The sequence below is a fragment of the Pseudarthrobacter sp. NPDC092202 genome (assembly GCF_044755505.1).
Classification (GTDB): Bacteria; Actinomycetota; Actinomycetes; order Actinomycetales; family Micrococcaceae; genus Arthrobacter.
Genome location: NZ_JBIVRG010000038.1, coordinates 1 through 1426 on the forward strand (window position 1 = coordinate 1; position 1426 = coordinate 1426).

1 protein-coding gene is annotated in these 1426 nt (G+C 68.4%); it reads right to left on the reverse strand.

The annotated features are described in order from the left end of the window. Positions 1-12 precede the first annotated feature (12 nt). The gene (locus tag ACIQF4_RS21160) at positions 13-1314 is read right to left on the reverse strand and encodes an ISL3 family transposase (RefSeq protein WP_364275828.1); all 1302 of its coding nucleotides are present in this window, start codon (positions 1312-1314) and stop codon (positions 13-15) included. Between the last annotated feature and the right edge of the window lie 112 nt (positions 1315-1426).

Below are 1426 nucleotides of genomic sequence, written 5' to 3' on the forward strand. Positions count from 1 at the left end.
GGCTCTTCGGAATCAAGGGTGTAGCGAGGGTCTGAAACCTCCGGCCTCGAGCAGGCTCCTGGCTGTGTAGTTCGCGAGGTTGCGGAAGCCGAGCGCGGAGCCGCGGAGGTGCTCGAGTCGGCCGTTGATCGCCTCTGTCGGACCGTTGCTCGTGCCGGGCAGGTCGAAGAACGCGAGGACGTCCGCGGCGCGCTGCTTCAACGTCCGACCGAGCCGGCGAATCTCGGCCAGCATCGCGGGGACGCCGCTGCTGACGGAATCGATCACCGACCGCATCATCTCCTTCGCCTTCTTCTTGTCGGGTTCGCGGTAGGCGGCGACGATGCGCTGGTAGATGCCCCAGGTCGCTTCGACCTCGACGTGCTCCTCGACCGCGAACACCGCGTCCAGCCGTGCGGTCTGCTTCTCGGTGAGGAAGCTCACGCCGGTGTGGAGGGTGCGGCGGACCCCGTAGAGCGGGTCCCCGGCGTGACCGCGGTGCCCGAGAGTGTCCTGCTGAACCCTCTGCCGGGTCCGGTCCAGGGCGTCACCGGCGAGCCGGACGACATGGAACGGATCCATCACCGGGACCGCGTCGGGGAGTTCCTCGGACGCGGCGGTCTTGAACCCACTGAACCCATCCATCGCGACCACTTCGATCTGCTTCGACCACTCCTTGGGCCGGGCGGCGAGCCACTGCTTGAACACCGCCTTCGACCGACCCTCGACCATGTCCAGCAGCCGTGCGGGACCTGTCTTGTTGCGGGCGGGCGTGAGGTCGATGATCACGGTCACGTACTTGTCACCGAACCGGGTGTGACGCCAGACGTGCTCGTCGACGCCGATCGTGGTGACGCCGTCGAACCTGGCCGGATCGTCGATCAGCCGCCGCTTGCCCTCGGCGAGGATCGCGGTGTTCGCGGTGTGCCACGACACACCCAGGCCTGCCGCGGCGCGGGAGACGGTGAGGTGGTCGACCACGATCGCCTTCAGCGCCCACCCGACCCCGCCGCGGGAGATCTTCGCCCGCGGCGCCGCCGCGTTCGTCGTGTCCTGCCGCCAGGTGCGGCGGCAGTGGCCGCACCGGTAGCGGCGCACCCGCACCAGCAGCGTCGTGGGCCGGTGCCCGAACGGCTCGTGCGCGAGCGGACGCGTCACGGTGTCGCGCGGCACGCCCTCGGCGCCGCACTTCCGACACCACGGGTCATCGTCAACGACGCGGCACTCGAGTACCGCCCGGTCGGGCTCGATCAACTGGCCGATGGCTTCGAGGCCGAGCTCATCGAGACGGCAGAACGTGGTGAGGTCAGGGGTCGCGAACGTAGGGTGGTGCAAGTCGAGGTCTTCCGGCAGATGGGCAGTGTGAGAACTTCCATCCTGGAAGACCTCGACGTCTATCCACGAACCAGCCGCCGACCCTCGACTACACCCTCAACTGCGAAGAGCC